Source organism: Halorubellus litoreus (assembly GCF_055378595.1).
Map to the genome: position 1 here is coordinate 2,168,057 of NZ_AP043836.1, position 26,441 is coordinate 2,194,497.

At 69.1% G+C, this 26,441-nt stretch carries 24 protein-coding genes; 6 read left to right on the plus strand and 18 right to left on the minus strand.

Annotation, left to right across the window (positions count from 1 at the left end; genetic code table 11):
- Window positions 1-53: 53 nt before the first annotated feature.
- From ACZ48X_RS15055 to kynU, 6 genes are all read right to left on the minus strand, one after another.
- Window positions 54-1,190, minus strand: a complete 1,137-nt coding sequence (locus ACZ48X_RS15055; protein ID WP_336348930.1) for a hypothetical protein — start codon at window positions 1,188-1,190, stop codon at window positions 54-56.
- A gap of 73 nt (window positions 1,191-1,263) precedes the next feature.
- Window positions 1,264-2,112, minus strand: a complete 849-nt coding sequence (locus tag ACZ48X_RS15060) for an SDR family oxidoreductase (RefSeq protein WP_336348929.1) — start codon at window positions 2,110-2,112, stop codon at window positions 1,264-1,266.
- Window positions 2,113-2,213: 101 nt separating this feature from the next.
- Window positions 2,214-2,858, minus strand: coding sequence for a metal-dependent hydrolase (locus tag ACZ48X_RS15065; RefSeq protein ID WP_336348928.1), 645 nt, complete (start codon window positions 2,856-2,858; stop codon window positions 2,214-2,216).
- A gap of 276 nt (window positions 2,859-3,134) precedes the next feature.
- On the minus strand, window positions 3,135-4,436 hold the full coding sequence (locus ACZ48X_RS15070) for a ribonuclease catalytic domain-containing protein (RefSeq protein ID WP_336348927.1): 1,302 nt from the start codon (window positions 4,434-4,436) through the stop codon (window positions 3,135-3,137).
- Window positions 4,437-4,745: 309 nt separating this feature from the next.
- The gene (locus tag ACZ48X_RS15075) at window positions 4,746-5,885 is read right to left on the minus strand and encodes a PAS domain-containing response regulator (RefSeq protein ID WP_336348926.1); all 1,140 of its coding nucleotides are present in this window, start codon (window positions 5,883-5,885) and stop codon (window positions 4,746-4,748) included.
- A 114-nt stretch (window positions 5,886-5,999) separates the two neighbouring features.
- Window positions 6,000-7,292: a kynureninase gene (gene kynU / locus ACZ48X_RS15080; RefSeq protein WP_336348925.1), complete on the minus strand. Its 1,293-nt coding sequence runs from the start codon at window positions 7,290-7,292 to the stop codon at window positions 6,000-6,002.
- A gap of 120 nt (window positions 7,293-7,412) precedes the next feature.
- Here kynU and ACZ48X_RS15085 point away from each other — a divergent pair, with 120 nt between their 5' ends.
- Both ACZ48X_RS15085 and ACZ48X_RS15090 read left to right on the plus strand, forming a co-directional pair.
- Window positions 7,413-8,441 carry an alpha/beta hydrolase gene (locus ACZ48X_RS15085; RefSeq protein ID WP_336348924.1) on the plus strand — a complete coding sequence of 343 codons (1,029 nt, stop codon included), beginning with the start codon at window positions 7,413-7,415 and terminating at the stop codon, window positions 8,439-8,441.
- 147 nt (window positions 8,442-8,588) lie between these two features.
- Window positions 8,589-9,752, plus strand: a complete 1,164-nt coding sequence (locus tag ACZ48X_RS15090; protein ID WP_336348923.1) for a PrnB family protein — start codon at window positions 8,589-8,591, stop codon at window positions 9,750-9,752.
- A 72-nt stretch (window positions 9,753-9,824) separates the two neighbouring features.
- Here the strand turns inward: ACZ48X_RS15090 and ACZ48X_RS15095 are convergent, their stop codons facing one another.
- Complete coding sequence (locus ACZ48X_RS15095; RefSeq protein ID WP_336348922.1) at window positions 9,825-10,121, minus strand: DUF7562 family protein; 297 nt, start codon at window positions 10,119-10,121, stop codon at window positions 9,825-9,827.
- A 130-nt stretch (window positions 10,122-10,251) separates the two neighbouring features.
- Here ACZ48X_RS15095 and ACZ48X_RS15100 point away from each other — a divergent pair, with 130 nt between their 5' ends.
- The gene (locus ACZ48X_RS15100) at window positions 10,252-10,731 is read left to right on the plus strand and encodes an RNA-binding protein (protein ID WP_336348921.1); all 480 of its coding nucleotides are present in this window, start codon (window positions 10,252-10,254) and stop codon (window positions 10,729-10,731) included.
- A gap of 42 nt (window positions 10,732-10,773) precedes the next feature.
- On the opposite strand, the gene ACZ48X_RS15105 is transcribed toward ACZ48X_RS15100, so the two are convergent.
- The 3 genes from ACZ48X_RS15105 to ACZ48X_RS15115 all read right to left on the minus strand — a co-directional run bounded on the left by ACZ48X_RS15105 (window position 10,774) and on the right by ACZ48X_RS15115 (window position 12,440).
- Window positions 10,774-11,487, minus strand: coding sequence for a DUF1028 domain-containing protein (locus tag ACZ48X_RS15105; RefSeq protein WP_336348920.1), 714 nt, complete (start codon window positions 11,485-11,487; stop codon window positions 10,774-10,776).
- Between the two features lie 72 nt (window positions 11,488-11,559).
- Window positions 11,560-11,964, minus strand: a complete 405-nt coding sequence (locus ACZ48X_RS15110) for a hypothetical protein (protein ID WP_336348919.1) — start codon at window positions 11,962-11,964, stop codon at window positions 11,560-11,562.
- Window positions 11,965-12,032: 68 nt separating this feature from the next.
- On the minus strand, window positions 12,033-12,440 hold the full coding sequence (locus ACZ48X_RS15115; RefSeq protein WP_336348918.1) for a hypothetical protein: 408 nt from the start codon (window positions 12,438-12,440) through the stop codon (window positions 12,033-12,035).
- Between the two features lie 179 nt (window positions 12,441-12,619).
- Between ACZ48X_RS15115 and ACZ48X_RS15120 the strand changes: the two genes are divergently transcribed.
- The gene (locus ACZ48X_RS15120; RefSeq protein ID WP_227132251.1) at window positions 12,620-12,982 is read left to right on the plus strand and encodes a cell division protein SepF; all 363 of its coding nucleotides are present in this window, start codon (window positions 12,620-12,622) and stop codon (window positions 12,980-12,982) included.
- Between the two features lie 65 nt (window positions 12,983-13,047).
- Here the strand turns inward: ACZ48X_RS15120 and ACZ48X_RS15125 are convergent, their stop codons facing one another.
- The 7 genes from ACZ48X_RS15125 to ACZ48X_RS15155 all read right to left on the minus strand — a co-directional run bounded on the left by ACZ48X_RS15125 (window position 13,048) and on the right by ACZ48X_RS15155 (window position 20,063).
- Window positions 13,048-13,425 carry a NifU family protein gene (locus tag ACZ48X_RS15125; protein WP_336348917.1) on the minus strand — a complete coding sequence of 126 codons (378 nt, stop codon included), beginning with the start codon at window positions 13,423-13,425 and terminating at the stop codon, window positions 13,048-13,050.
- A gap of 130 nt (window positions 13,426-13,555) precedes the next feature.
- A complete protein-coding gene (locus tag ACZ48X_RS15130) occupies window positions 13,556-15,088 on the minus strand; it encodes an LVIVD repeat-containing protein (RefSeq protein WP_336348916.1) in 1,533 nt (510 codons plus the stop codon).
- A 149-nt stretch (window positions 15,089-15,237) separates the two neighbouring features.
- A complete protein-coding gene (locus ACZ48X_RS15135; protein ID WP_336348915.1) occupies window positions 15,238-16,755 on the minus strand; it encodes an LVIVD repeat-containing protein in 1,518 nt (505 codons plus the stop codon).
- 113 nt (window positions 16,756-16,868) lie between these two features.
- Window positions 16,869-17,846, minus strand: coding sequence for an ROK family protein (locus tag ACZ48X_RS15140; protein ID WP_336348914.1), 978 nt, complete (start codon window positions 17,844-17,846; stop codon window positions 16,869-16,871).
- Between the two features lie 135 nt (window positions 17,847-17,981).
- On the minus strand, window positions 17,982-18,662 hold the full coding sequence (locus ACZ48X_RS15145) for a TIGR00266 family protein (protein WP_336348913.1): 681 nt from the start codon (window positions 18,660-18,662) through the stop codon (window positions 17,982-17,984).
- Between the two features lie 120 nt (window positions 18,663-18,782).
- Entirely contained in the window at window positions 18,783-19,526 is a 744-nt protein-coding gene (locus tag ACZ48X_RS15150) for a TIGR00266 family protein (RefSeq protein ID WP_336348912.1), read from the minus strand.
- Between the two features lie 90 nt (window positions 19,527-19,616).
- Entirely contained in the window at window positions 19,617-20,063 is a 447-nt protein-coding gene (locus ACZ48X_RS15155; RefSeq protein WP_336348911.1) for a universal stress protein, read from the minus strand.
- 184 nt (window positions 20,064-20,247) lie between these two features.
- Between ACZ48X_RS15155 and ACZ48X_RS15160 the strand changes: the two genes are divergently transcribed.
- Window positions 20,248-22,503 carry a PAS domain S-box protein gene (locus ACZ48X_RS15160; RefSeq protein WP_336348910.1) on the plus strand — a complete coding sequence of 752 codons (2,256 nt, stop codon included), beginning with the start codon at window positions 20,248-20,250 and terminating at the stop codon, window positions 22,501-22,503.
- A 41-nt stretch (window positions 22,504-22,544) separates the two neighbouring features.
- Here the strand turns inward: ACZ48X_RS15160 and ACZ48X_RS15165 are convergent, their stop codons facing one another.
- Window positions 22,545-23,126, minus strand: coding sequence for an LURP-one-related/scramblase family protein (locus ACZ48X_RS15165; RefSeq protein WP_336348909.1), 582 nt, complete (start codon window positions 23,124-23,126; stop codon window positions 22,545-22,547).
- 117 nt (window positions 23,127-23,243) lie between these two features.
- Here ACZ48X_RS15165 and uvrA point away from each other — a divergent pair, with 117 nt between their 5' ends.
- Entirely contained in the window at window positions 23,244-26,267 is a 3,024-nt protein-coding gene (gene uvrA / locus ACZ48X_RS15170; protein ID WP_336348908.1) for an excinuclease ABC subunit UvrA, read from the plus strand.
- Window positions 26,268-26,441 lie beyond the last annotated feature (174 nt).

Sequence of the window (26,441 nt, forward strand, 5' to 3'; positions counted from 1 at the left end):
CGTCGACGTCGACCCCGTAACCGGGTTCTGCAGACGGTTGCGAGCAGCGACGATCACGCGTTCTGGGAGTCGTGCACGGCGACGTCCGCGGCGGCGACTGCGCGCGTCGCCCAGACGCGGTCGTGGCCGCGGCGAGCGCCGGTGGACGAGAACCGGACGACGCCGTCCGCGTCGACGAGGAGTGCTTCGCGGTCGCCGCCGCCGGCTACGTCGACCATCGTTCGCGTGTTTTCGGGGACCGTCGTCGCATCGTCCGTGGTCGATATCGCATCGTCCGTGGCAGTTCCGTCTTGGGACGGTGATGCCGGTCCACGGTGGACCGTGCAGTCGAACGCGTCGACCGACGGCGCGTGCGCCGGGGGTGCGACGACCGGTGGGGCGTCTCCGGTCGCTCCGGACTCAGTTCTCCTCGAGTCGTCCGTGCTCGGCCACGGCGAATCTGCGTCGTCGAGGGCATCGAACCGCTCCGGGAGTACGGTTTCGAGCGCGTTCGCCGCGTCCACGAACCACTCCGCGGGCGGGCCGGCGATGCCTTCGCGGCGGTACGCGTCCGAGACCGGCGCCACCGCCAGGTCGCCGTCGCGGTCGACCACCGAGAACGCCGCCCGCTCGTCGGCGCCCTCGACGACGACCCGGTGGTCGTCGGCGGCGACGTCCGTGACCGCGAACGGCCCCGGGAGCGCCGCCCCGAACCCGTCGTCTTCCCGCGGTCGCGACACTGCGTACGCCGGCCTGAACGCGGGTGCGTCCCCGAACGGACTCCCCGGGAGGTCGCTCGCGCGCTCCCGGAGCGCCGCCGACGGAACCGCGCGCTCGCCCGCTCGAACCGCGTCCAGTTCCACGTCGCTCTCCGTGGCGAGTCCGCGTGCGACGACGTCCGCCCACCACGCCCGGGGCGACAGTCGCCCGCAGCGCGCGAGCGGCCGGACGTCGAACAGGAGGTCGTCGACGCACGCCTCGGGGTTCGCGGCGAGATACGAGTGCGTGCGCTCCACGGCCTCCCACTCGCGGTCGTCGAACGCCCGGCCATCCTCGAGGACGACCCGTGCGGCCTCTCGGTCCGGATGCGGCCACGTCGACTCGTAGGGGGTCGCGTTGCGGAGGAGCGCGCTCTCGTTCGCGACGAACACGACCAGCGCGAGCAAGACGAGTATCAAGAGCGCGGACGCGACGACCGAACCTGTAGCCATCAGTACTCGCGTTTCGTGTCTCGAAAGAAATACGCTTGGGGTCGGTAGCCGAGTCTCGGTCGCGAGTGCCGCGTCAGTACGGGCGTTCGTACTCGGGATTGAACATCTGCGCGGACGTGGGTGCCGGGTCCCCTTCGGTGAGGTTGTACTCGGCGAAGTCATCGACGCCCGCCTCCGCGAGCAGTTCCTCGTCGTAGAACGCGTTGCCCGTGCACTCGCTGGGGTCGCGCTTGAGTATCTCGAGGACGGCGTCGCTCACGACGTCGGGCGTCCGCCAGTCGTCTTCGGTCCCGAGCCCGAAGTACCGCGTCGCGCGCGTGTCGATGGCGGTCGCCGGCCAGAAGCTGTTACACCCGACGTCGTACCCGCCGAGTTCCGTCGCGAGCGACAGCGTCACGAACGACATGCCGAGCTTCGACCACGCGTACGGCGCCTTCCCCGGCGACCGGTCGGTCGTCACCGGCGGCGCGTTCGTCAGCAGCCAGCTCTCGTCCTGCTCCTTGAGGTGCGGGATGAACGCGCGGGAGACGAGCGTCGTCCCGCGGACGTTCACGTCCGTCATCAGGTCGAAGCGGTTCGCGGGCAGGTCCTCGACGTTCGCGATCTGGATCGCGCTCGCGTTGTTGATGACGATGTCTATCTCGCCGAACTCGTCGATGGCCTCCTCGACGGCGGCCTCCACTTCGTCCTCGTCGCGGACGTTCAACTGGATGGCGTGCGCGTCCACGCCCTTCGCCTCGCACTCCTCGGCGGTCTTGTGGATGGTGCCCTCTAGATCACTGTCAGTGTCGTCGACGGTCTTCCCCGTGGAGACGACGTTCGCGCCGGCGTCGGCGAGCGCGAGCGCGATCTCCTTCCCGATCCCGCGAGTCGTTCCGGTGATGAAGGCGGTCGACCCGCTCAGGTCTGGTGCAGTCGGCATACCCCGGAGGACGCACCCGGGGCTTGTCGATGTTCGGGAACCCGCAACCGCGCGCGTGCAGTTCCCGTTGTCGAGGGTTCCCGGTCGGACGCCGGTCCGGGTCAGCGCGGCGCGTTCTCGTCGAGTGCGCCGCGCGTCGATTGTCCCGCGGTGCGGTCGTCGCGGTGCGTGGTCGGCGTCCGCCACGGTCGGCGGTCGATGCGCGCGAGCCACGCGAGCACGGTCCGCGGGGTCGGTCGCGCTCGTGGCACGCGGACGCGTCCGGCGATCCAAGTCGAGGTCGTCGCGAGCACGCCGAGCGCGAACAGCGCGTTGTTCGCGCTCGGGTCGGCGGCGTTGACGACCGCGAGCGAGTAGTGCGCGTCGACGACGGGTGCGAGCGGCGTGATCCCCATCGGCGTGATGACGTCGCCGACGAGGTGCGCGAGGACGGCGAACGCGCCGATGAGGCCGCTCGCGAGTCCGGCGGTCCAGCGTCGCCGCCCGGGCGCCGGTGGTCGGCGGAGCGCTCGCAGGGCGGCGAGCGTCGCGAGGCCGCTGCCGACGGCGAGCGCGAACCAGACGGTATGCGTGACGCCGCGATGCGAGACGCTCGCGAGGAGGAGGTCGGCGTCGGGGATCGTCGACAGGGCGGCGACCTGTATGGTCCCGGCGGCGGCGAGTGGCGTACGATTCGTGCGGCGGAGGTGGCGGGCGATCGGGGCGAAGGCGAGGAGGACTAGACCCAGATGGCCGAGCGCGTACACGCCTCGGTCACCCCCACTGTCGTCGGTCGTTCGGTGTCGATGCGTCGGTCGCTCGGCTGCGATCCCCACGTCATGAACCCAGTGCTACCTGATACACCATGACATCATTGGCCGTCCCATTCAGATGTCCACTCTTTATGTATCGACGAGCAAACGGCCGACAACTTCCGGAATACGGGGCACGCTCCTGCAGGAACCTGTGACCGAAAACGAACCAGGACGAGATCGCTCAGCGCGGCCAGTACGAGGCGAGCGAGGGCGCGTTCGCGCGGCGGATCAGACCGTGTGGTCGGCGTCCTCGGCGTCCTCGACGACTTCGAGACCGCGGTTGTTCACGGCGTTCGGGTCGAGGCCGACCTCGGTGAGGAAGTCCTTGTACTCGCGCTCGCAGGTCTCCGCGTCCTTCTGTTTGTCCGACGCGCGCGAGCACAGCGCCTGGAGGTCCTCGGGGACGTCGTTCGTGTACACGATCCAGTGATTGATGAGGTCTGAGAGGCGCCGGATGGGGCTCGTGAAGTGCCCGTAGATGTCGAAGTTCAGCGCGTGATGGCCGCCGAAGGGGTCGCTCATGTACTTCGCGCGCGGCATCACCTTCATCACCGCCCACTGGATCTTGTCGAGTTGGCGCGCGGGAGCGTCCTCGAGGGTCGCGTTCACGGCCTTCCGCGGGTCGTCCCAGCTACTCCCCGGGATGGAGACGCCGTCTAAGTCCTGTATCTCGACGAGCGCCTTGTCCCATTCGTCGGGCGTCGGCTGCGGGTGCACGCGGTACATCGCTTCGACGCCGCGATTCCACATGAGTTCGTGCGTGACGGCCTTGTTCGCTTTCAGCATGCACTCCTCGATGATGGTGTGCGCGCGGTCCCGACGCGGGTTCAGGACGAGCGACCCGTCCTCCTTGCGTTGCTCGTGGAGTTGGTCGGCGAGCTCGAACACCATCTGGTTCTCCTCGTGGAGGTCGGCGTCGGGGTCGTCGAGGCGCTGCTCGGCCTGACTGTACGTGAGGCGTTCGTCGCTCTCGATGACGGACTTGTAGATGTCTATCTCTTCGTACCCGAGGTTCTCCTTGTCGAGTTCCATCTCGACGGTGTGCGCGAGGCGGTCCTCGTTCGGGACGAGCGAGCACACGGTCTCGGCGAGCGTCGGCGGCAGCATGTGCATCGTGTACGCGGGGAGGTACACGGTGTTCGAGCGCTGCACGGCTTCCTCCCACATCTTCGACTCGGGGTGGACGTAGTGCGTGACGTCGGCGATGTGCACCCAGAGCGTGTACGAGTCCTCGTTCTCGCGGATGCTGAGTGCGTCGTCGAAGTCCTGCGCGTCGATGGGGTCGGTCGTCCACGTCGTCAGGTCGCGCAGGTCCTCGCGCTCCTCGAGCTCGTCCTGGATCTCCTGCTGGACGCCCTCGGTGCGCTCTTCGGCCTCCTGGATGACTTCCGGCGGGAACTCGTCGCGGATGTCGAACTTCTCGAAGAGGTCCTCGCGCTTGTTCTCCAGGTGTCGCGCGAGTTCCTCGTCTATCTTCACGGGGCCCTGGCCTTCCGCGGTCCCGGCCTCGGCCTGCGCGTTGTCGCTCATGGCACCGGCTACGCGGGTGGGGCAGGAAAACGTGTCGACAGGCACGTCGCCCGCGGTCGGCGCCCGCACTCAGCGGTGCGGTGGCGGGGCGTCGCGACGCGCCGGAGGCGCGAGCGACGTCGTCGTCGACTCTCGAGGCCCTTCGGCGGTGCGGTGGCGGGGCGTCGCGACGCGCCGGAGGCGCGAGCGACGTCGTCGTCGACTCTCGAGGCCCTTCGGCGGTGCGGTGGCGGGGCGTCGGGAAGCGCCGATGGCGCGAGCGACGTCGTCCGCGACTGTCGAGGCCCTTCCGCGGTGTGGTGGTGTCAGTTAGGGGGTGTGGATGTGGAGGCGGGTGGCGGTGCCGTCGGGGGTGCCGTCGGGGGTGGCGAGTGGTGTGAGGTCTGCTTGGCAGTGGATGGGGTCGCCGTTGCGGGGGGTGATGTCGACGTCGATGGTGTGTTTGGTGTGTGCGTCGGGGGTGTCGGTCTCGGGGCGTGCGGTGAGTGCTTGGTCGACGGCGTCGAGGGTTCGGGTGTCGGTGACGAGGGTGGCGTCGCTGTCGAGGAGGTGGTCGGGGTCGTACCCGACGAGGTCGGCGAACGCGGCGTTGACGTACGTGAAGTGGCCGTCGGCGTCGAGCGCGTACACTGGGTCGTCGAACGTGTCGAGGATGGTCTTGGAGTAGCGGTGGTCGACGTCGTCGCGCTCGGCGACGTCGGGGGTTCGAGTGGTCGTGGCGTCGCGGATGGTGCAGACGAGTTCGCCGTGTTCGGTCGCGGAGACGACGTGGTCCTCGGGGAACGTCGACCCGTCCGCTCTGAGGCCGGTGGTCTCGCCTTCCCAGTAGCCGTCGCGGTCGACGGTCGGGAGGATGACGTCTTCGGCGAATGGGATCTCGTCGTCGACGTAGATGAGCGACCAGTGCTCGCCGAGCATCTCCGTGGGCGCGTACCCGTAGAGGTCGGCGTACGCGTCGTTGACGTACACGAACTCGCCGTCGGTGTCGAGGATACTGATGCCTTCGCGGGCGCGCTCGATGGCGGCGAGCTGGCGGCGGCGCGCGACGGTCGCGCGCTGGTGCTGGATGGCGTTCGTGAGGCGGTTCGCGAGGAGCGCGTACTGGTCGGTCCCGGTCTCCTTCTGGAGGTAGTCGGTGACGCCGGCGGAGATGGCGGCGCTCGCGACCTCCTCGCTGCCTTTCCCCGTGTAGAGGATGAACGGGATGTCGGGGTCGTGTTCGCGGACGGACTGGAGGAACTCGAGGCCGTTCGCGCCCGGCATCTCGTAGTCGGAGATGATGCCGTCGACGTCGTGCTCGCTGAGGTACTCGCAGCCGTCGCTCGCCGCGGTCAGGACTTCGATGTCGAGCCGGTCGTTCTCCCGCTGCAGAAACGTGGCCGCGAGTTCGGCGATGGCCGGGTCGTCGTCCACGTGCAGGACGCGTAACTCGCCGTCGGCCGCAGTCAAATCGCCCCACCCTCCGTGCGGTTCATTGACACTCTCAAGGGCCGTGATAGCATGAATCTGCCGCCCGTGGCTGCGACCGGGTGTCTCGCCTCGAGCGCGCCGAGCCGACTCCGGTCACGTCACCCCGCCGCTCTGTCGGTCGTACGTTTCGTACTCGCGGGTTTCGAGGATGTCCTCGATGATGTGCACGACGTCGTGGACGTCCTCGAACCCGACGTAGAGCGGTGCGGGGGCGACGCGGACGACGTTCGGCTGGCGGAAGTCGGTGACGACGCCGTGGTCGCGGAGCGCTTCACTGAGCCGGTACGCTTCCTCGTGTTCGAGCGCGACGTGCCCGCCGCGGCGCTCGGGGTCGCGGGGCGTCCCGACGTCGACGCCGTGCTCGGCGAGGCGGTCGTCGACGAGCGCGATCATGAACTCGGTGAGGGCGACGGACTTCTCGCGGATGGCGTCGATGCCGGCGTCGCGGACGACGTCGAGCGCGCCGTCGAGCGGCGCCGCCGACAGCACGGGCACGGTCCCGACCTGGTGGCGGCCCGCGTCGGGCGCCGGGTCGAAGTCGAGTGCCATGTCGAACATCGTCTCCTTGTCGTTGCCCCACCAGCCCGCGAGCGCCGGCTCGACGTCGTGATGGCGCTCGTGGACGTACAGGCCCGCGATGGCGCCCGGACCGGCGTTCAGGTACTTGTAGCTACACCAGACCGCGAAGTCCACGCCGACGTCGTGGAGGTCGTGCGGGACGACGCCGACGGAGTGCGCGAGGTCGAACCCGGCGTACGCGCCGTGCTCGTGGGCGGCTTCCGTGATGCGTTCGACGTCGAGGAGCTGGCCGCTCCGGTAGAGCACGCTCGGCATGAACACGATACCGACGTCGTTCTCTTCGATGGCGTCGACGACGGCGTCCGCGTCGATGGTGCGGCCGTCCGCGGATTCGACGCGCAGGAGGTGCTCGTCGGGGTCGAGGCCGCGCTGGCGGAGCTGGGCGGCCATCGCGTAGTGGTCGGTCGGGAAGTCGAGGTCGTTCGCGAGGACGCCCGGTGGCTGGTCGTCGTCGCGCGCGTCGAGGAACGACCCGACGAGCTTGTGGATGTTGACGGTCGTCGAGTCCGCGACGACGACCTCGCTCTCGCGGGCGCCGACGAGCGGCGCGAGCTTCGCGCCGATGCGTTCGCCGTAGTGGAACCACTCGGGGTCGGACTCCGTCCATCCGCGGATGCCGAGCTCGCGCCACTCGCTGACGGCGTTCTCGAGGCTGTCCGCGGCGTCCGTGGAGATGGGGCCGAGCGAGTTCCCGTCCATGTAGTACTCGTCGGGGACGTCGAAGCGCTCGCGGAACTCGGCGAGTTCGTCGTCGGCGTCGCGTTCCTTGGCGCGTTCGAGCGCGCTCGTCGCGTCGGAGTCGTCCATACTGGCGAGCACGACGGGCGGGCACGTACCGATTTCGGTGGTGCGCCGTCGTCGGCGCTGACGCCCGAGGACTGCGTCGACGGCGGTGGGTTTAGGTCGTCGCCGGGCGACGCGACGCGTATGACCGATGCCGAGGGCGGGGAGTTGGACGCGGAGTTCGCGGCGGTCGTCGAGTCGTTCGCCGAGACGGGCTTGCCGCCGTGGCACTCGATGGCGGTCGACGCTGCTCGTCGCCTCGAGGACGAGTTGTTCGGCGCGGGCGGCGGTCCCGAGATGACGACGGTCCGCGACTTCGCGGTCGAGGGCTCGGGTGACGGGGCGGAATCCGGCGAGCACTCGATTCCGGTTCGCGCGTACCGCCCCACTGCTCGCCAGCAGCGCGACGCCGGGGTCGAGGGCGACCCGGGCGTGCTCGTGTTCGCGCACGGCGGCGTGTTCGTGCTCGGGACGCTCGACTCCGCGGACGACGTCTGCCGGGAGCTCGCCGCGCGCACCGGTCGCGTCGTGCTCTCGGTCGACTACCGGCTCGCGCCCGAGCACCCGTTCCCGGCGGCGGTCGACGACGCGTTCGCGGTCGTCGAGTGGGCGCGCGAGCACGCAGACGCCTTCGGCGCGGACACGGAGCGCGTGGGCGTGGCGGGGACGAGCGCGGGCGGCGGAATCACGGCCGCGACCGCGCTCCGCGCCGGCCACGCGGGCGTCGACCTCGACGTCCAGGTGCTTCTGTACCCGATGCTGTCCGCCGAGAGCGCGTTCGACGGCCCGAGCGCGCCAACCGACGACGGCCGTCGCGCGTCCTACGACGAGCACGACGACGCGGCGCTGCTGTCGACCGCCGACGTCGCGTGGGGGTGGCGTCACTACCTCCGGAGTCCCGTCGACGCACACAATCCCTTCGCCGTCCCACTCGGTGCGCCCGAGCGCCTGCTCGCGGACGCCCCGCCCGCGGTCGTCGCCACCGCCGGCGTCGACGTCCTCCGCGACGAGGCCGCCGCGTACGTCGACGCGCTCGCCGACGCCAGCGTCCCCGTCACGCACGCTCACTACCCGACGCTCGCACACGGCTTCTGTAGCGTCGTCGACGAGGTCGCCCTCGCCGCCGACGCCTTCGACGAGGTCGCCGACGCCGTCGACGATATCGTGCGCTGACCGGTGTCGAAGACGCCCCGTCACTCCGGCTCGATGGCAGAACCGGCCCTCGACGTACGAACCTGCACGCTACCCGTCCCTTCTGGTGGTTCTCGCACGGACGTCGCCGGGAAGTTTGATTGGCCCCATGCGTCCTATGTGTGGAGTATGGATGCAGAAACCGGGTCGTTCCCGGACCCGCGAGCGCACGGCGTCAGTCGCGCCCGCGGGTTCCTCCCGGACGACGACCCGCTCGTCTCGTTCAGCGACGACCCAGTCCCACCCGGCGCCGCCGACGCGCTCGACGCACTCGACGCGCTCGCCGACGCACTCCCGGCGCATCTCGAAGACGGCACGCTCCGCGACCGCACGCGCGCACTCGACCCCATCGACCCCGCGATCGTCGACGACCTCACCCAGCGACAGGTCGTCCGACTCCGGCAGGTCACGGGATTCCTCGCCAGCGCGCACGTCCACGTCATCGACGCCGACCCCGTCGACTCGATACCGCCGGGGCTCGCCGTCGGCCTCTACGAGGCCAGCGACCGCCTCGACCAGAAACCGATGCTTGCGTACGACACGCAGGGCCTCCACAACTGGCACCTCCGCGACCCGAGCGAGGGGTTCGCGGTCGACAACGTCGACGCCGTCGTCTCGTTCACCGACCTCGACGACGAACGCTGGTTCTACGCGGTCCACGTCGCCATCGAAGCCGCCGCTGGCCGCGCGCTCGTCGCCGCCGGCGACGCCTACCAGGGCGTCCACGACGACGACCGCGCGCTCGTCGAGGCGGCGTGCCGCGAGATAGCGGAGTCCCTCGGCGAGTGCACGCGCATCATGCAGCGCATGACCGAAGGGAACGACCCCGCGGTGTTCGCGACCGACTACCGCCCGTACTTCGACGGGTTCGACGACGTCGTCTACGAGGGCGTCGACGCCCTCGACGGCCCGCAATCGTACCGCGGCGGCAGCGGCGCGCAGAGCAGCGTCCTCCCCGCGCTCGACGGCGCGCTCGACGTCGACCACGCCGCCACGAGCCTCCTCGACCATCTCCGGGACATGCGCGAGTACATGCCGCCCGAGCATCGCGCGCTCGTCGCCGGCTTCGAGGCAGCCACGGGCCTCCGCGAGTACGTCGCGGACAGCGACCCGGCGCTCGTCGACGCGTACAACGACGCCATCGACGCGCTCCACGACTTCCGGAAGATACACCTCTCGCAGGTCGTCCAGTACATCGTCGCCGCCACCGGCGACGCCACCGGCACCGGCGGCACCGACTTCATGCAGTTCCTCGGGACGATGCGGAACGAGACCGCGGACACCGGCCTCTGACGGGGCCGTGAGTCCGCGAGAAGCGAACGCGAGCGGCTACTCCTCGACCTTCCCGTAGCGCTCGTCGACCGGTTACTCCTCGACCTTCCCGTAGCGCTCGTGGACCGCCTCGACGTACGCCGCGAGGAACTCGTCGTCGCTCAGGCCCTCGCCCGCGTCGAGGTCCACGAGCAGCGATTCGAGTTCGTCGCGGGGCTGATGGCACTCACGTCGGAAGCACGGCTTGCAGAGGTACTCGAACGCTTTCCCGTTGCGCTCCCAGCGGTCCCCGTGCTTGTCGTACTCGCGTGCGTCGTCCCGCGGCACTTCCGTCCCGCACGCCACGCACGCGACCGGGTCACTCCCCGAACTGCTCCCTGACCGCCACATACGCGAAGCGACGGCGCCCCGGGACTTGTACTTTCGCCCGGTGTTTCGAATCGCGCAACGCGACGACTCCGACACGCACCGAGACCGCGAGACGCGTCCTTTAAGCCGGTCGCTGTCGAGGGCTTCTCGTATGGAAGTCAAGTCCCGGCATCACCTCCGGAGCGACGACGTACGCGAGGTCGAGGACGCCGTCAGTGACGCACTCGGTGTCGACCTGGACGGCGACGCGTACGAGCTCGTCGAGATCGAGGACAGCGAGTTCGACGTCGTGCTCGTCGACGGCGAGCCGGACGTCCTCTACGTCGAGGAGGAACCGTTCCTGACCGTCTCGGGCGCGAACGAGCACCCGCCGGCGACGCGCGTCGTCACGGTCGACGCGGGCGCCATCTCGTTCGTCTCGAACGGCGCGGACGTCATGCGGCCCGGTATCGTCGAGGCGGACGACGCCATCAGCGAGGGCGACCTCGTCGCCATCGCCGAGGAGTCCCACGGGAAGGTCCTCGCCATCGGGCGCGCGCTCGTCGACGGCGACGACATGGTCGGCAGCGAGGGCAAGGTCGTCGAGAGCGTCCACCACGTCGGCGACGACCTCTACGAGTTCGACGTCTGAACGGGTTGCTGGACGCCGTCCTTTCGCTCGCGGGTGAGCCGACTACTCCTCCGCGGCGTCCATGTCGTCGTCCTCGTAGGCGTCGCCGTACTTCTCCAGCGCCGCCTCGTACCCTTGCTTCGCGTACTCGTAGGTCTCTCGGAGGTCGGCGAGCGGCGTTTCGGTGGCGTCGACGCGGAGGTCGTCGTAGTACGGTTCCGGTTCGCGGTCCTCGGTCGTCGCGACCTTGACGGCGGCGGATTGGACGGTGAGGTCCTCGCGCTTGTCGCCGCCTTCCTCGTGGCCGGCTTCGAGCGCGTCGATGAGCCGCAAGGCGAGCGGGCGGTCGTCGTCGCGCGTGCCCTCGTAGACGTCGCTCGTCGCTTCGAGCACTTCGGAGCCGGTGAGGAGATTCCCCGCGACCGTGTAGCCGTCGCCGACGACGTCGTCGTAGTGGTCCATGCACTCGTCGCCGCTGAACGCGAACTCGCCGTCGCGGCCGACGCCGTGGAGCTGTCGAGCGGGCGCGTTGGCGTCCGCGTTCAGCAGCGACTGGAGTGCGTCCTCGACCCCGAGGCCGTCGTCGAGGTACTCGACGCCCTTCCGGCCGAGGCGCTCGTTCACGAGGCTCTGCGTGGCGACCGCGCCGTGCTCGGAGACGAACGGACACATCGTCCCCACGCCCGGCAACCGCGTCGTCACCGCCACGCCGAACCGCGTCTGCTCGTCGCCGTCGTCGTCCTCGTACGTCTCGCGAACGCAGATGCTGAACGTCATGCGCACCGGTACCGTCCCGCGGGACAAAAGCGTCCGTCCCGCGGCAGTCCGTCACCGCGCCCGCGGAGTCGCTCAGAGCGAGAGGACGCGCTCGACGTTCCCGCGTATCTCGAAGTGCCGGCCGTCGCGAGCGATGTCGATGCCCATGAACCCGATGCAGAGCGAGACCACGACCGCCGCACCCGCCGAGACGAGGCCTGCCGTGGCGTCGGCGGCCGAGAGCGTGGCGGGGACGCCGAGGAGGTTACCGACCGCGACTAGGCCGTACGCGCTGCCGAGGAGGTACCGCCAGGAGACGCTGACGCCCCCGAGTTCGACGGCGGCGACGCGCCCGGCGAGCACGGCGAGCACGCCGGCGACGGCGAACAGCGGCATCGTCGACTGGCCGAGGGCCGCTCGCCACCCGAACATGGCGGCGAACGCGGCCGGGACGAGCAGGAGGAGGACGCCGAACCACGCGAACAGGGACTGACGCATACCGTCGACGTCTCGGAGAACGGACAAGAGCTTTTCGAGGGGGCGCTGAACGGCGTCGACGACCGACCTCACAGCGAGAGCACGCGGTCGACGTCGCCAGTGACGTCGAAATGCCGGCCGCCGCGAGCGATGTCGATGCCGAAGAACAGGAAACAGCCGGCGGACACGACGGCGACGACGAACATGAGGTAGTCCTCCGCGACCGGGTCGCCGAACAGGACGGTCGGGCCGTAGATGAGCGGCCACATCACGGCGAACGCGAGGTAGGAGGCGCCGACGAGCGAGCGCCACGTGACACTCACGCCGGCGACCTCGATGACGGCGTACCGGGCAGCGAGAATCGCGAGGATGCCCGAGACCACGACGAGCGGGACGACCGCCGTCGTCGTCAGCACGACCGGCCCGAAGACCGCGAGTAGTGCAGCTGCCAGGAGCAACTCGACCACGCCGAACCACGCGAACCGAGACTGCCGCATACGCACAACCACTCCGGAGCTGGACAAGAACCTTCTGGAGCGCCCGCCCTGCGGCCGCTTCGAACGATTCGAGCCACCGAGACCTTCGCTCCTTCGTCGTCGCTCACCGCCGCGCCCTCGGCCACGTTCCACGGACCTTGACGCAAGAACTATACGGTTGCCGTGGAACCTACTCCGGTATGGGCTTCATGAGCAAGATCCTCGGCGGCCGCGACGAACGCAGCACCGAGGACTACGTGGAACTCGACGTCGGCGACTTCGACGCCGCCGCCTCCGACGGCGCCGCGATGCAGGTACACATCGCCGAGGTGGACGGCCAGGCCGACGCCATCGACATCAAGGACGCCGTCTACGACGGCGACCTCGTCATCGCGGACATCACGCGCCTCCGCACCGAGGACCGCACCGTCGAACACATCGTCGACGAACTCCGACAGGTCGCCGACGAGGTCGGCGGCGACATCGTCCAGAAGGGCGACGACCAGCTCATCGTCACCCCGACGGGCGTGAAGATCAGCCGCGAGAAACTCGGCCGAGACTGACCGACGGCGTCGCTCGTTCTCGCTGGCGCGCTCGGAACCGTCCGCGAGCGATGGCTCCGAAGCTCTTAGAAGGAGTCCTTGCCGGGGTTCGAGGAGCCCCAGTCGCCGCGGCCGCCTTCGGTGCGGTCGACGCCCATGATGGATTCGGCCTGGTCGACGCCGAGGCTCTCGCCGGCGTCGGGGACGCGGACGGTGACGTCCTCGATCTCCTCCCACGTCAGGAGTTCCGCTTCGATGTTCCCGGTGGTGATGTTCGCGACGTCGCAGCCCTTGCAGCCGCCGCCGAGTTCCACGATGACCTCGCCCGTCTCGGGGTCGGCTTCGCGGACGGCGCTCGTGCCGCCGTGCATCTGGATGATCGGCATCTGCTTCGTGAGCCACGTCTCGACGCGCTCCCGGAGCGCCTCCTCGGTCGCGTCGGCGTCGGTCGCGTCCGTACTCATTGCTTCTGGGTAGCCTGCGCGCGAGGATAACGTTTGGGTATCAGTCGCACGATTCGTCTGGAACGACCGTGATAGACCGCCCGCCGGGACGACGCTGCGGCCCCGGGCGTCCCGACGACGCGGCCTCGCGTCAGGCGTCGTCGTCGCGCGACCGGAGCAGGCGGCTCGCCCCGACGCCGAGGCCGGCGAGTGCAGCGAGCACGCCGAACCCGGGCGTCGACCCGCTCGCGTCCTCGGTCGTGGTCGTCGGCGCCTCCTCGGGCATCGCCGTGGTCGGTTCGGCGGTCGTCGGTTCGGTCGTCGTGGGCGCCGTGGTCGTGGTCGTCGTCGGCTCCGTCGTCGTCGCCGGCGCTCGCGCCTCCAGTTCCTCGCGAGTCCACGCCACCTCGCTCGGCTTCTCCGCCATCTCCCCCGCGACGTCCGGGAACGTCAACAGCCCGCCGGTCGTGCCGTTCACCTCGTAGCTCGAGGCGACGAAGAACTCGCCCGGCTTCGCGAGCCGCGCCGTCCAGAACGCGCGCTCGGTCGGCGACGCCCACCACGCGACGCGCTCCGGGTTCGCCGGGTCCGAGACGTCGTGGACGCTCACGCCACCCTGGTACCACGACGCGTACAGCCTGCCGTTCCGGAGGTCGAAGTTGTGACTCGTCGTCCACGTCCCGCCGCGGTACGCGTTGCTCCGCGACACCGGCGGCGCGACGTGCCCGACGCGCTCCGGGTTCGCCGCGTCGCTGATGTCGTAGAGCGTGATTCCCGACGGGCCACCCGAGTCGTCGCTCGCGTCCAGGTCCCAGGACTCCCCGCCTTCGGCCATCAGCGACGCGTCCTCGTTCACCGTCACGTAGTGAGCGTTCCCGCCCGGTTCGATGTACGCGGACTGCGTGAGTTCCTGGTTCTCCTCGAGCGTGTACTCGCCGACGCGCGAGAGGAACGACGGGTTCGCGGGGTCCGAGACGTCGACGACGAACACGCCGGCGTCCCAGTACGCGCAGTACGCGACGCCGTCCTGGACGTAGAGGTCGTGTAGCGGCGCGTTCCGGGGGCGCGCCCAGTCCTCGTTCCAGTCGCTGGGCTCCCACGTCGCGAGGCGCTCGAAGGCGTCCCCGGAGACGTCGACGATGTCGACCTCGAGATTGAAACCCGTCGTGAGGTACGCGACGCCGTCGACGAGCGCGGCGTTGTGGATGCCGCTCTCTGGCGTCGGGAACCAGTCACCGACCTGCGTCGGGTTCGCGGGGTCGCTGACGTCGTAGAGGTAGAATCCACGCGGCCCACCGCCTTGCGCCGCGGTCGGCACGAGCAACTGGCCGTCGTCGTACTTCACGTCCAGGACCTCGCGGACGTTCTCGCCGTCCGGACTCTGGAGGCCCGCCGCCTCGCCGACGACCGTCGGGTTCGCTGGGTCGGAGACGTCCACGCTCACGAACCCGCTCCCGACCGCGACGAACGCCGTCTCGCCGTCCGGCGTCACCACGGCCTCCGCGGCACCGTCGATGTCGACCTGTCCGCGCGGTGCGTACGCCGCGCTCGACGCCAGGGTGGTCGCGTCGGTCGCGCCGGCCTCGGTCGCACTCGCCGTCGCTCCGAGCGCCGCCACTGCCGTCGCGCTCGCGCCAGCGCGAAGGACGTCGCGCCGCCGCAGGGACCAGGGGTCGTGTTCCATGCACACGAACAACGGAGCTTCGAGCATAAGACTGTCTACCCGCCGCTGGAAGAAACCGCGTCGCGCTCGACGGAACGGACGGATGGCGGGCGGTGGTCGCGGGCAATCGCCGTGCGGCCCTCGTCGGGCACCGACGGTCGGGCGGTGCGTTACTCCTCGTCGTCCTCGTCCGTGTTCGAGAGGAGGCGTGCGGCGCCGAGTCCGAGACCGCCCGCTGCGGCGAGCGCGCCGAACCCGGGCGACCCACTGGATTCGGTGGTTTCGGTGTCAGGCATCTCGGTCGTCGTCGGCATCTCGGTCGTCGTCGGCATCTCGGTCGTCGGCTCGGTCGTCGTCGGCGCCGTGGTCGTCGGCTCGGTCGTCGTGCTCTCGCTCTCGAGGTACTGCGACCAGTCGATGTCCGTGACGAGACTCGTCTCCTCCGGCGGCGTGAACGCGCCCGGCGGGTCCGCCATCTCGCCGGCCTTCGTGGAGAACGTCATCACGCTCCCCTGCATGTTCCCGGCGACGAAGAGGTCGCGGTCGCCCGCGGCCTTCGCGCCCCAGAACATCGTCTCGCTGGGTTTGCGCCACCACGCGAGGCGCTCGGGGTTCGCGGGGTCGCTCACGTCGTGCACCATCACGCCGCCGTAGTACCACGAGGAGAACAACCGGTCGCCGCGAACCGAGAAGTTGTGACTCGTCGTGAACTGCCCGCCGCGGGTCTCGTCCTCCGCGCCCGGCGGGTGGATGGTCGTGAGTTCCTTCGGGTTCGCCATGTCGGAGATGTCGAACACCGTGATACCGCTCGCGCCGCGCTTGTCGTCGTTCGGGTCCGCGTCCCAGGACTCCGCGCCCTTGTAGAGGTAGTTCGCGTCCGGGCCCGGCCGGACGTAGTGGCTGTTCCCCGGCGGCTGCAGGCCGACCGCGCCGAGGCTCTGCTGGGGGACCTGCGAGAGCTTGTCCGCGGGGAGCCCGCCGGCGCGTCCGAGCACCGTCGGGTTCTGCTTGTCGCTGATGTCGACCATGTACGTTCCGGCGTCCCACTGCGCGAGATACAGGACGTCGTCCTGCACGTAGAGGTCGTGACAGGACCGCAGGAACCCGTGGACGTCGCTCCACTTGTCGTCGTGGTCGACGATGGAGAACGAGTTCACGACCTCGAACTCGTCGCCGGTCGCGTCCACCATCTTCGCGCCCTCGTACTCGAAGTCAGAGACGGTGAGGTACGCGTACCCGTCGACGTAGAAGCTGTTGTGGATGGGGTGGTCGACCTCGAGGACGTCGAGACGCTCGGGGTTCGCGGGGTCGCTGATGTCGTAGAGGAGGGCGGCCTTCACGAGCTCTCCGCGCGACGACCCGTTCGGCCCGGTGACGAGGAGGCGGTCGCCGTCGATCTTGACGTCCGCGATCATCTGCATCGGGCCGTTCTCGTTCTCCTGGAGGAGCGCGCCGCGTTCGGCGGCGACGCTCGGGGCGGCCGGGTCGGTGACGTCGACGATAGCGAAGCCCTTCCCGGCGGCGACGGCGGCGTAGTTGCCGTCGTCGGTCGTCGCGACCTCCTGCGTGCCGTCGACGGCGACTTCGCCTTTCGGGGCGTACGATGCGTCGTCTGCGCTCGCGACCCCGCCGATGCCGGCGAGGGCGAGCGCGCCAGCGCTCGAACGGAGGACCTGTCTGCGTCGCATACCAACATCCCAGAACGCAGTATAGTTAAAAGATAGCGAATGTACGGCGTTGATTTTAGCAACCGTGCGGGATGGTGACGCGACCCGTTCCTGGGGTGGTCGGGCGGTGCTGGTCAGGCGGTGAGGTGCTTGCGGTCGCCCGTGCCCTCGGTCATCGCGCTGGCGAGTGCGCCCTTCACGACGACGTCGTCGCCGAGCGTCGTCAGCTCGATGTCGGGGACGTTCGTCATCACCATCTCCGCGACGCGGTCACGGATCGGGTCGAGGACGCGCTCGGTGTTGTGGAGCGCGACCGCGCCACCGACGAACACGACGAGGGGCGCGAACGAGTGCACGAGGTTCGTGACGCCGATGGCGTTCCAGTGCGCGAGCTGGTCGACGACGTGCGCGGCGAACGCGTCGTCGTCGGCGTGCTCGAAGACGTCCGCGGCGGAGAAGTCGGGGTCCTCGAGCGGGAGCGCGGTGTCGACGGTCGGGTCGTCCTCGGCGAGCAGTCGCGCGTACCCGGGGATGTTCTCGCCCGAACAGTACGCCTCCCAGTGCCCGTCCTTCCCGCATCCACACGTCATGCGGCCTTCCGGGTCGACGACGTAGTGCCCGACCTCGCCGGCGTTCCCGTCCCAGCCGGCGACGACGCGACCGTCGACGCAGACGCCCGCACCGATACCCGAGGATATCGTGAGGTACGCCATGTCGTCGGGGTTCCGCGTCGAGTGGAAGCGTTCGCCGATGACGCCCGCGGCGGTGTCGTTGTGGAGGTAGACGCGGTCGCTGTCGACGAGCTGCCCGATGGGGCCGGCGAGCGGGATGCGGTCGATGGTATCGGGGAGGTTCGCGGGGTCTTCGACGCTCCCCTCGGCCAGGTCGAGCGGGCCGATGGAGCCGATGCCGCAGGCGTCGACGGCCGTCGGCTCGACGCCGGCGTCCGCGCACGCGCCCCGGAGCGCGTCGAGGACGGCTTCGGTGACGGCGATGCCGGTCGGTCCGCGCGGTGTTCCTCGACGATTCGACCCGACGACGCGTCCCTCGGCGTCGCCGACGACGGCCCGGATGTTCGTGGCGCCCAGGTCGACGCCCGCGTACGTGGCCATTCTCGTTCGAGTCACCGAGCCCCGCGCACTTAACGCTGTAGCATTTACTCGATATCGAGTTTCGCGGTGGTCGGACGGGAAAGAAGCGAGCGCCGAGGCGGTGGCGCGACCGGTAATTCGGGGCCGCGACCGGGGCTAGTTGCTGTTGTTCGTCGACGGCAACTGGGGGATGAGCCACGAGAGGAACGCGTCCTGGCTCCGCGTCTGCAGCCACACGCGCCCCGGCCCCTGGAACTCCGCGACGAGGCCCTCGCCGGAGAACAGCGTCGACTTCAGGCCGCCGACCTTCTTGACGTCCCAGTTCACGCCACCTTCGAACGCGACGATGTGGCCGGTGTCGACGACGAACCGCTCGCCGGCCGCGAGCTCGCGCTCCTCGACCGCGCCGTAGCTCGACATGAAAACAGGGCCCGTCCCCGTGAGTTCGAGCAGGAACAACCCCTCGCCGCCGAAGAACGACCGGCCGCCGCCGAACTTCGTGTCCACGTCTATCTCGGGCGTCGCCGCCAGATACGACCCGCTCTGGACGAACAGCGTCCCGTCGAGGTCGTACTGCGTGATGTCGCCGGGGAGCGGCGGCGCGAGCGTCACCGACCCCGGCGACTCGGCGGTGAACGTGTTCCGGAAGAACGACTCGCCGCCGAGCACGGACCGCTTCAGGTTCTTCATCAGGCCGCCACCACCGCGGTTCGTCTCGATGGCGATGCCGTCCTCGTGGGATACCATCGCCCCGGCTTCCGCCATGATGGTCTCGCTCTGATTCAGGTCGATCTCGACGGCAGCGAACGACGGCCGGTTGCGTATCTCGTACTCCATACCCGTCCCATACGATGGTTGACACCATAAGCGTGCGCCGTGGGGTGCTCGCCCGACGCACGCTCCCCCGACAGCGACCGCGCGAGCCCGCCCGACCGCGCGAGCCCGCCCCGGGGCGGGTCAGATGTTGCCGCCGCGACCGCCGCCACCAAAGTGGCCGCCACCCATCTCGAACGACACGCCACCGTTACTCGTCTCGCGCGTCGGCAGGTGCGGGACGAGCCACGAGAGGAACGCGTCCTGGCTCCGCGTCTGCAGCCACACCGTCCCCGGGCCCTCCATGTCGCAGACCAGGCCCTCGCCGGAGAACAGCGTCGACTTCAGGCCGCCGACCTTCCGCACGTTCCAGGCGACCGACTCCTCGAACGCGACGATGTGGCCCGTGTCGACCGTGAACCCCTCGCCGGCGCGCAACTCCTTCTCCTCGACTGCGCCGTAGCTCGACATGAACAGCTCGCCCAGTCCCGAGCACTTCAGGAGGAACAGGCCCTCGCCGCCGAAGAACGTCCGCCCGCCCCCGAACTTCGCGTCCACGTCTATCTCGGGGTGCGCGGCGAGGTACGACCCGCTCTGGAGGTACACCGTCCCGTCGAGGTCGTACTGGACGACGTCGCCGGGGAGCGGCGGCGCGAACGTGACCGAACCAGGGGAGTCGGCGGTGAACGTGTTCCGGAAGAACGACTCGCCACCGAGTATCGAGCGCTTCAGGTTCTTCATCAGCCCGCCGCCACCGCGGTCCGTGCGAATACTGATGCCGTCCTCGTGGGACACCATCGCGCCGGACTCGGCCATCACGCTCTCGCCCTGGTTCAGGTCTATCTCGACGGCGGCGAACGACGGCCGGTTCCGGATCTCGTGGTCCATGCAGACACGTTCCACCGCACTCCTTGTAAAACAGTCACACGGGTGGTCGCGGTCGTCGATTCGCGGTCGGTCTCGTCGATTCGCGGTCGGTTAGGTCGTGCCGGCGCGGACGAACGTCACGGGGCAGGGCGCCGAGAGCATCACGGACTGCGCGGTCGACCCGAACACCGCCTTCCCGGTCGGCGAACGGTCGCGGCCCGCGACGAACACGCGGTCAGCGTCGACGTCCTCCGCCGTCGAGACGATAGCGTCGGACTTGTTCCCGACGCGCCCGCGGACGTCGTACGCCACGTCGGCGTCGTCGAACGCCGCCGTCAGGTCGCGAACGGTCTTCTGGCGGCGTGCGGCCGCCGTCGGGCTGGCGTCGGACTGGTCGAGTCGCTCGCGCACCCCATCGAAGTCGTCCTCCTCGAAGACGTGCAGGAGCACCACGCGAGCGCCGGTCGGTACGGCGACGTCGGTGACGGCCGTCGCGAGCGTGTCCACCCGGTCCGCGTCACCGGGGCCGACCGCGACGAGTAGCGTCGAGAGCGTCATGCACCCCGAATGGGGCGGCACGACCATAATACTGGTGGAGTATTTACTCGCATCTGGAGCAATCAACGGGGTTCGGGTGGGGCGCGGGGACGCCGACCCACGCCAACCGACTCCTTCCACCGACCCCGCCGTCGTCGGCAGACACTTTCATAGTCACGCCCCCGCCTAGGGACATGCGACGCGGATGAGCGCGCAGACCGCAGTCCTCTACGTGCAAGGGGACGAAGACACCACTCGACACGCCCTCACCGACCGCGAGGACCTCCTGGTGTACACCGCCGCCACGCAATCGGAAGCCAGCGACGTCCTCGGCTCCGCACGCGTCGACTGCATCGTCTGCCCGAACGCTCGCTCGGACGGCCCGAGCGGCCGACGCCTCCTCGAACGCCTCACCACCAGCCACCCCGGCGTCCCCGCCATCCTCACCAGTCGCGACCCCGACGACGACCTCGCCGCTGCCGTCGCCGCCGGCGCCGCAACCGAATACCTCCCACTCGGCGTCTGGTCGGACCCTGAAGCGCGCCTCAGCGAACGCATCACGCATCACGCCGACGCACGCGTCACCAGCCCAAACGACCAGACGCTCGGCGGCCTCCTCGCCACCGCCCGCGAACTCATGACCACGCGCCGACCGGCGTCCATCGCCGCCGTCGTCACCGACGCTGCCGTCGACATCCTCAGCTTCGAACGCGCGAGCGTCTGGCTCGTCGACGACGTCACCGCACTCGCCGCCGTCCACGACGCCTACGACGACCCGCGAACGCTCGCGCTCGCCGCCGCCCGCCCCGACGACCACGACTGGCAGACCACGTACGACGCCGGCGAAGAACCCGTCGGGCGCGTCTACGAGAGCGGCGAACCGACCGTCATCGAGCACGACGACTGCGCGCTCATGTTCTTCCCGCTCGGCGACCACGGCGTCCTCGCCGTCGGCGCCGACGGCGTCGACGCCATCGACGACGCCGACGTCCAACTCGCCGAGATACTCGCCGCGAACGCCGCCGCCGGCGTCGACCGCGCCCGCCGCGAACAGACCCTGTCGCTCTACCAGACCGTCGTCGACAACGTCCGCGAGATGATGTACGTCCTCGACGAACGCGGCCGCATCGTCCTCGCGAGCGACGAGGTCGTCGACGCCTCCGGCTACGACCGCGAGGACGTCCTCGGCTCGCACGTCTCCCGGTTCTTCCCCGACGACGGCCTCGAACGCGGCACCGAACTCATCGTCGACCTCCTCGAGGACGACGACCCGAACGCCACGCGCACGTACCGCGCCGACGCCCTCACCGCCGACGGCGACCCCATCCCCGCCGAGATCGAACTCTCCGTCCTCCGCGACGACGACGGCACCTACCAGGGCACCATCGGCGCGATCCGCGACATCAGCGACCTGCTCGCCGCCGAAGCGGAACGCGACCGGGAACGCGACCGCTTCCGGTCGCTGTTCGAGCACCTCCCCGACCCCGTCATCGACTCCAGCTTCCAGGACGGCGAACCCGTCATCGACTCCGTCAACCCCGCGTTCGAGCACGTATTCGGGCACGACGAAGCCGACGTCGTCGGCACGCCCGTGAACGACATCCTCGTCCCGAACGACGACGACGACGAACTCGCGGACGAACTCGACGCGCGCGCACTCGCCGACGAGAACGTCAGCGCCGAGATCACGCGCTCGACCGCCGACGGCGACCGCCACTTCCTCTTCCGAGGCATCCCGTACCACGTCGACGGCGACGACGTGCACGCGTTCGGTATCTACACCGACATCACCGACCAGTACGACCGCGAACAGCACCTTCAGGTCCTCCATCGCGTCCTCCGGCACAACCTCCGCACCGACATGGGCATCGTCACCGGGTACCTCGACCAGCTCGCGGAGGACCTCGACGACCCCGACGCCGTCGGCATCCTCAGGCACGTCATCGGTCGCGCCGAGGACGCCGCCGCACTCGCCGACAAGGTCCACCAGCTCGAACAGGTCATCCGGAAGGACTCGACGTTCACGACCGGCCCGACGAACGTCGCCGACCACGTGCGGTCGCTCGCCGACAGACTCCGCGACACGTACCCCGACGCCACCATCACCACCGACGCGCCCGAGGAAGCGATCGCGAACGCCGACGAACGCCTCGACCTCGCCGTCGAGAACCTCGTCGAGAACGCCGTCGAGCACGCACAGCGCCCCGACCCCGTCGTCGAGGTGCTCGTCGAACCCACCGAAGCCGGCGGCGTCGACATCGTCGTCGCCGACAACGGCCCCGGCATCCCAGACCACGAACGCGACCTCCTCACCGGCGACCGGTCCGTCTCGCGCGTCGAACACGGCGAAGGCCTCGGGCTCTGGGTCGTCTCGTGGGTCGCGCGGTCGCTCGGTGGCGGCGTCTCCTTCGGCGACCCCACCGAAGGCAGCGAGGTCGTCCTCGAACTCCGCGCGGCCTGACGCCCGAACGGACGCGTCGGGCCGCGACGGCGACCGCTCGGTCAGTTCCCCTGGATGGCGTCGATGACCATCGCCGCCGCGATGACGGGTTCCTTCGGGACGTCGCTCGCGTCGTCGATGTGGATCTCGTAGCGGTCCTTCAGCGAGAACTGGCCCTCGATACTCCCGACGTGGTCGCCGTCGCGGTCCGTGATCTCGTACTTGTGCGGAATCCACCCACCGAACGGCAGGAAGTTTCGCGCGAGCGTGACGAGCGTCCCACGCGAGTTGATCTCCGCGAGCTTCGCCTCCGTCTTCGCGTCCCGGATCTTCCACGTGTCCTGGAAGATGCTGTAGTCGTTGTCGAGGATGACGAGGTCCTCGCCGGTCCGTGCGTCCGTCAAGACGTAGTTCCCGGCGACGTCGATGATGCCGCCCGCTTTCACCGTGAACACCTCGTTCCCGTCCGCGTCCACGAACGGGAACTCCTCCTTCATCTTGAACATCTTCTGCTTCCCGCGGATGAGGACGTTCCCGCGAGAATCCATCGCCTTGTACTTGTTCCGGACGAGCGCCTGCTCGACCGTGTAGTGGTCGTCAACGAGGTCCAAGCCCTGGATGTCGTAGGAACGATCTGTGTCCATACCGTCCCTTGCCCGAGTAACCGACTTAAACCAATGGACGGGCTGCCCGGACGCGGAACCCCACCGTATCGAACGCAACCGACAACCCTTCACTGGTGCAGTCACTGTCTACCCCCAATGACAAAGGAGTACATCGAGGTCCGTGGCGCGGAAGAACACAACCTCAAGGACATCGATGTCGAGATCCCGCGCGAGCAGTTCAACGTCGTCACCGGCCTCTCCGGGTCCGGGAAGTCCTCGCTCGCGTTCGAGACCGTGTACGCCGAAGGGCAACGTCGCTACATCGAGTCGCTGTCGGCGTACGCGCGGAACTTCCTCGGCCAGATGGACAAACCGCAGGTCGAGACCGTCGAAGGCCTCTCGCCCGCCATCAGTATCGACCAGAAGGCCGCGGCGAACAACCCGCGGTCCACTGTTGGAACCGTCACCGAACTCCACGACTACCTCCGCTTGCTGTACGCTCGCGTCGGCACCCCGCACTGCCCCGAGTGCGGGCGCGAGGTCGGCGAGCAGAGCGCGCAGGAGATGGTCTCGCGCATCATGGAACTCCCGGAGGGCACGAAGGCGAAGCTCTGCGCGCCCGTCGTCCGCGACCAGAAGGGCGCGTTCGAGGACGAGTTCGACCGCCTCGTCGCCGACGGCTACGCCCGCGTCGAGGTCGACGGCGAACCGTACGACCTCACGATGGACCGACCCGACCTCGACGAGAACTACGACCACACGATCGACGTCGTCGTCGACCGCATCAAGGTGAGTACGGAGACGCGACCGCGCATCACGGACTCCGTGGAGACGGTGCTCGAGGAGGCCGACGGCGTCGTGAAGGTCGTCGTCCCCGATCCGCCCGAGGGAGCGGCGGAAGCCCTCGGTGGGTCCGCGGCACGCTCCACTGGCGCGCTCGGTGACGCCGGCGACGACGCGGACGAGACCGAGACCGACGACCGCCTCGTCGTGGAACTCAGCGAGGCGCTCGCGTGTACGCACTGCGGGATCGACATCCCCGAGATAGAGACGCGGTCGTTCTCGTTCAACTCCCCGCACGGCGCGTGCCCGGAGTGCGAGGGCATCGGCGAGACGAAGGAGGTCAGCGAGGACCGCGTCGTCGTCGACGAATCGAAACCGCTCAAGCACGTGTTCGAAGCGTGGAGCTACAATCGCTCGTACTACCAGACGCGCCTCGACGCGGTCGCCGAACACTTCGACGTGAGTCTGGACACGCCGTTCGAAGAACTCGACGACCACGTCCAGCAGGCGTTCCTCTACGGCACCAGCGAGGAGGTCGTGTTCAAGCGCCAGACGAAGAACGGCACGCGCCGGAAGGAGAAGCGCTTCGAGGGCGTCATCCCGAACCTCGAACGCCGCTACCTGGAGACTGACTCGGACTCGACGCGCGACCACATCGAGGACTACATGAGCGTCACCGAGTGCCCGGCGTGTGACGGCTCCCGGCTCAAGCCCGCGAGCCGTGCCGTCCTCGTGGACGGCACGAGCATCGCGGAGGTGAACCGCCTCAGCATCGGGGACGCGCTCGCGCACTTCGACGGCGTCGAGGCGAACCTGAACGAGCGCGAGACGAAGATCGCCGAGGAGATCCTCAAGGAGATCCGTGCGCGCCTCGGATTCATGACCGAAGTCGGCCTGGAGTACCTCACGCTCGACCGGGAAGCCGCGACCCTGTCTGGGGGCGAATCCCAACGGATCCGGCTCGCGACGCAGATCGGGAGCGGGCTCGTCGGCGTGCTCTACGTGCTCGACGAACCGAGTATCGGTCTGCATCAGCGCGACAACGATCGCCTCCTGAACACGCTCGAGGAACTCCGTGACCTCGGGAACACGCTCATCGTCGTCGAGCACGACGAGGAGACGATGCGGCGCGCGGACAACGTCATCGACATGGGGCCCGGCCCCGGCAAACGCGGTGGCGAAGTGGTCGCGCAGGGCGACTACGACGACATCGTCTCCACCGAGAACTCCGTCACCGGCGACTTCCTCGCCGGCCGCAAACAGATTCCCGTGCCGGCACAGCGCCGGAGCGCGGACGCGTTCCTCACTATCGAGGGTGCGCGCCAGCACAACCTGAAGGACCTCGACGTCGACCTCCCGCTCGGGTCGTTCACCGCGATCACGGGCGTGTCCGGCTCCGGGAAGTCGACGCTCATGCACGACGTCCTCTACAAGGGCCTCGCGCGGCGGATGAACGACAACACCTCGGTGAATCCCGGCGAGCACGACGACATCACGGGCATCGAGGACGTCGAGACGGTGCGACTCATCGACCAGAGCCCCATCGGGCGGACGCCGCGGTCGAACCCGGCGACCTACACTGGGGTCTTCGACTACATCCGCGAGCTGTTCGCGGAGACGAAGCTCTCGAAGCAGCGCGGGTACGAGAAGGGCCGGTTCTCGTTCAACGTCAAGGGCGGTCGCTGCGAGGAGTGCGGCGGCCAGGGCACCGTGAAGATCGAGATGAACTTCCTCAGCGACGTCTACGTGCCCTGCGAAGCCTGTGACGGCGCGCGGTACAACGACGCGACGCTGGACGTGACGTACAAGGACGCGACCATCGCGGACGTCCTGGACATGAGCGTCGACGAGGCGTACGACTTCTTCGAGTCCTCGGGGCAGCTCCGCCGGCGCCTGAAGCTCCTGAAGGACGTCGGCCTCGGGTACATGCGGCTCGGGCAGCCGTCGACGACGCTCTCCGGCGGGGAAGCCCAGCGCATCAAGCTCGCGGAGGAACTCGGGAAGAAGGACTCCGGGAACACCCTCTACTTGCTCGACGAGCCGACGACGGGCCTGCATTCGGCGGACGAGAAGAAGCTCATCGACGTCCTGCATCGACTCGTCGACAACGACAACACGGTCGTCGTCATCGAGCACGAGCTCGACCTCGTGAAGAACGCGGACCACGTCGTCGACCTCGGCCCCGAGGGCGGCGAGAACGGCGGCGAACTCGTCGCCGAGGGGACGCCCGAGGACCTCGCGCGGACGGACGCGTCCCACACGGGCCGCTATCTGCGCGACCTCCTCCCGGCGGTCGAGGCGGAGGGGCCGCGCGGCGAGCGCGTGGAACCGGAGACGCGCGACATGGAGCACGCCGACGACGAGGAGGTCGAGGCGGCACCGGCGACCGACGACTGACAGCTTCTCGCGTCACTTCTCCTTTTCGCGTCGCTGCTACTTGTCGCGTCGCTGACGCCACGAGCGTTGGTGTTGGCCCGAGCGTCGCTAGCGGGTGTGATGGCGAACAGGCGGCGCTCGGGGTCCCCGGGCGGTGCGCCGCGCTCCCGTCGTGGCCGCGCCGGGGCGGTGGTC

Bases quoted from the DNA above. Each gene is read 5' to 3' on its own strand.
- ACZ48X_RS15120 (WP_227132251.1), top strand. From the start codon at position 12,620: ATGGGCTTCATGAGCAAGATCCTCGGCGGCCGCGACGAACGCAGCACC.
- ACZ48X_RS15165 (WP_336348909.1), bottom strand. From the start codon at position 23,126: ATGGACACAGATCGTTCCTACGACATCCAGGGCTTGGACCTCGTTGAC.
- ACZ48X_RS15140 (WP_336348914.1), bottom strand. From the start codon at position 17,846: ATGGCCACGTACGCGGGCGTCGACCTGGGCGCCACGAACATCCGGGCC.
- ACZ48X_RS15160 (WP_336348910.1), top strand. From the start codon at position 20,248: ATGAGCGCGCAGACCGCAGTCCTCTACGTGCAAGGGGACGAAGACACC.
- ACZ48X_RS15150 (WP_336348912.1), bottom strand. From the start codon at position 19,526: ATGGACCACGAGATCCGGAACCGGCCGTCGTTCGCCGCCGTCGAGATA.
- ACZ48X_RS15145 (WP_336348913.1), bottom strand. From the start codon at position 18,662: ATGGAGTACGAGATACGCAACCGGCCGTCGTTCGCTGCCGTCGAGATC.
- ACZ48X_RS15060 (WP_336348929.1), bottom strand. From the start codon at position 2,112: ATGCCGACTGCACCAGACCTGAGCGGGTCGACCGCCTTCATCACCGGA.
- ACZ48X_RS15055 (WP_336348930.1), bottom strand. From the start codon at position 1,190: ATGGCTACAGGTTCGGTCGTCGCGTCCGCGCTCTTGATACTCGTCTTG.
- ACZ48X_RS15085 (WP_336348924.1), top strand. From the start codon at position 7,413: ATGACCGATGCCGAGGGCGGGGAGTTGGACGCGGAGTTCGCGGCGGTC.
- ACZ48X_RS15125 (WP_336348917.1), bottom strand. From the start codon at position 13,425: ATGAGTACGGACGCGACCGACGCCGACGCGACCGAGGAGGCGCTCCGG.
- ACZ48X_RS15100 (WP_336348921.1), top strand. From the start codon at position 10,252: ATGGAAGTCAAGTCCCGGCATCACCTCCGGAGCGACGACGTACGCGAG.
- ACZ48X_RS15135 (WP_336348915.1), bottom strand. From the start codon at position 16,755: ATGCGACGCAGACAGGTCCTCCGTTCGAGCGCTGGCGCGCTCGCCCTC.
- uvrA (WP_336348908.1), top strand. From the start codon at position 23,244: ATGACAAAGGAGTACATCGAGGTCCGTGGCGCGGAAGAACACAACCTC.
- kynU (WP_336348925.1), bottom strand. From the start codon at position 7,292: ATGGACGACTCCGACGCGACGAGCGCGCTCGAACGCGCCAAGGAACGC.
- ACZ48X_RS15155 (WP_336348911.1), bottom strand. From the start codon at position 20,063: ATGACGCTCTCGACGCTACTCGTCGCGGTCGGCCCCGGTGACGCGGAC.
- ACZ48X_RS15130 (WP_336348916.1), bottom strand. From the start codon at position 15,088: ATGGAACACGACCCCTGGTCCCTGCGGCGGCGCGACGTCCTTCGCGCT.
- ACZ48X_RS15070 (WP_336348927.1), bottom strand. From the start codon at position 4,436: ATGAGCGACAACGCGCAGGCCGAGGCCGGGACCGCGGAAGGCCAGGGC.
- ACZ48X_RS15095 (WP_336348922.1), bottom strand. From the start codon at position 10,121: ATGTGGCGGTCAGGGAGCAGTTCGGGGAGTGACCCGGTCGCGTGCGTG.
- ACZ48X_RS15110 (WP_336348919.1), bottom strand. From the start codon at position 11,964: ATGCGTCAGTCCCTGTTCGCGTGGTTCGGCGTCCTCCTCCTGCTCGTC.
- ACZ48X_RS15090 (WP_336348923.1), top strand. From the start codon at position 8,589: ATGGATGCAGAAACCGGGTCGTTCCCGGACCCGCGAGCGCACGGCGTC.
- ACZ48X_RS15115 (WP_336348918.1), bottom strand. From the start codon at position 12,440: ATGCGGCAGTCTCGGTTCGCGTGGTTCGGCGTGGTCGAGTTGCTCCTG.
- ACZ48X_RS15105 (WP_336348920.1), bottom strand. From the start codon at position 11,487: ATGACGTTCAGCATCTGCGTTCGCGAGACGTACGAGGACGACGACGGC.